Here is a 1,875-nt window from a genome sequence, read left to right as displayed (position 1 = left end):
AATCGAGTAGGAGGAGGCCTCACGGCCTCCGTCCTCTCACACCACCGTACAAGCGTGGGTCGCATACGGCGGTTCCGAATATATTTTCAGTGACTCATACCCATCTCGCAATGAGTACAGGCCCAACTCCTCGAACCATTTTATTGGCATGGCGTGATTTAACTGCGGCGTTAAGGCCAAGTGCCACCACCCTTTATCTGACATCGCTACCTTCCACGCATTGCGCTCCGTTACACCTTGTTGTTGTAACCATGTCGCTATGCCGTATCTGCGTTTGCGTTGTTTTAAGCGGTAACATCGTAGCCGTCGCCGTATCCATTCGTCTAAGCGCTGCAAGCTGCTTTTCCGTATGGCGAGTTTGAAGTAGTGTTGCCAACCTCTTAGGTATTGAGTTAATTCCGCTATGACTGCTTGCAACTCTCGCCCTCGGTTTCGCTTCGTTATCTGCCGCACTCGCTTCTTCATTTGAGTTTGTGCTGCCTTCGATAGATGGATTGTTCCATCTATCCCGAAGCGGTGGCTTAAGTAAGTCCGCTCTGTCACTCTTGTCGCACCACTTTTCTCTCGATTTACCGTGAGCTTCAGCTTTTGCTCCAAGAACTCCGTTATCGACTCTTTAACTCGATAAGCGGCTTCTTCACTATGAACGTAGATTTGGCAGTCGTCTGCATATCGACAGAACTTATGCCCTCTGCGCTCTAACTCTTTATCCAGTTCATCTAATACGATATTGGATAGCAACGGGGATAATGGTCCACCCTGTGGTGTCCCTCTTTGTCTCTGTTCAACCATCCCGTTTCGCATTATGCCTGCCTGTAGATATGACCTGATGAGCTTCAACACTCGTTTATCACTGATGTCCTGTGACAGTCTGTACATCAGTCTATCGTGATTCACTGTGTCGAAGTATTTCGCTAGGTCGATATCTACAACATAACCTCGACCTTCTCGGATGTAATGACTGGCTGCCGTTAATGCATGGTGCGCACTGCGGTTTGGTCTAAATCCGTAACTGCTATTGGAGAACTTGGGGTCATAGATATCTGACAGTACTGAGGTCATTGCCTGTTGGACAACTCTATCAAGCACGGTTGGGATACCTAGTTGCCTTACGCCACCACTAGGTTTAGGGATTTCTACACCAAGTACCGGTTGAGGTTGGTAGCTTCCTTCCAGAAGACTCTGGCGAAGCGCTTGCCCATTTGAAGCCTGTCGAAGTGTTGAGATAGTCGCATCTATGTCGAGTTTGTCGACACCTGCACATCCTTTGTTCTTCTTCACTCTTCGTAGAGCTTGATTCAAGTTGGTTGAAGAGCAGATTTGCTCCATCAACGACGTTGAGATCACCAAGACTCGTCCTCCTGTTTACGCCAATCATGCTTGTCATTCTTCATCACCATGAGCTTTACTTGCTGTATCGCCCATTGGGACGTAGAGATGGTTTTCATCTTGCTATGACCCCACATGATTGAGTGTCTAGTGACTGCTTCTTGATATATTCAGTTCGGGCCTTCCCTTAAGTTGTACTTCCTTAAGGTACTATGCCTTCTGCTGACTTCTTATTGCTCGTCATACCGCATCGCTGCTGTATTAGTCTCTATCGAGACAAGTAATAAGATCTCCCGAGGTAAGACGTTGCTCTTTCCCTTGGCCGTGCCTGATTTATCACTACACACTTCCCGTCGAGGCATCGGGCTATTCTATCTATTGCTAGGTTGCCCAAGTTGTAATGACCTACTATCAGATTTCTGTTCGTCACAACCAAGTTTTGCCATTTGCTTCCTTCAGATTTCACCTCACGGTGAACACCCTTGCATAGGCTAACGGTTCTCGCTCGACTGAGCCCGTAGAGGACTTTCACCTCCTAGATCAACG

At 47.7% G+C, this 1,875-nt stretch carries 1 protein-coding gene; it reads right to left on the bottom strand.

The features are described 5' to 3' along the window. Nucleotides 1-36: 36 nt before the first annotated feature. Nucleotides 37-1,329 carry a group II intron reverse transcriptase/maturase gene (gene ltrA / locus AB4517_RS00480; protein WP_170962452.1) on the bottom strand — a complete coding sequence of 431 codons (1,293 nt, stop codon included), beginning with the start codon at nucleotides 1,327-1,329 and terminating at the stop codon, nucleotides 37-39. Between the last annotated feature and the right edge of the window lie 546 nt (nucleotides 1,330-1,875).

The organism is Vibrio sp. 10N.222.52.C3, assembly GCF_041474195.1.
Classification (GTDB): Bacteria; Pseudomonadota; Gammaproteobacteria; order Enterobacterales; family Vibrionaceae; genus Vibrio; species Vibrio crassostreae_C.
Note: the sequence above shows the minus strand (reverse complement) of the source record. Positions and strands in the feature narration are given on the sequence as shown.

What these genes read in the sequence shown, in the direction of transcription:
- ltrA (WP_170962452.1), bottom strand. Translation starts at nt 1,329, where the DNA reads ATGGAGCAAATCTGCTCTTCAACCAACTTGAATCAAGCTCTACGAAGA.